General features: G+C 45.3%; 1 protein-coding gene. It reads left to right on the plus strand.

The window, feature by feature from the left end:
• Nucleotides 1-386 (plus strand): hypothetical protein (locus tag AB4375_RS20980; RefSeq protein ID WP_372052457.1); only part of this gene is annotated, 386 nt, incomplete at both ends.

The following is a 386-nucleotide window of genomic DNA, read 5'->3' on the forward strand; positions in this document are numbered from 1 at the left end:
GTTTATGCGGTAGACAGTGACGGCGATGATTCACTGATGTCTCCGTTAAATGTCACTATCGGTGATGATGTTCAAATCATGCAAGATATTGCGTTAGATATCGTCGAGCCCAATCTTGCAGATGGTACGGTAACAACTAACACCATTGATGTGATGCCAAATCAGAGTGCTGATGGCGCGACGATCACTCAGTTTACTTATGACGGTCAACTACGAACCCTTGATCAGAATGACAATGGTGAACAGCAATTCAGTTTTACTGAAGGCGAACTATTCATCACGCTTCAAGGCGAAGTGCGCTTTGAGCCCAACCGCAATCTCGACCACACGCTGAACGAAGACATTGTGAAATCAATCGTGGTGACATCTAGTGACTCCGATAACGA

The sequence above is a fragment of the Vibrio sp. 10N.261.51.C6 genome, from assembly GCF_041471785.1.
GTDB classification, from domain to species: domain Bacteria; phylum Pseudomonadota; class Gammaproteobacteria; order Enterobacterales; family Vibrionaceae; genus Vibrio; species Vibrio crassostreae_C.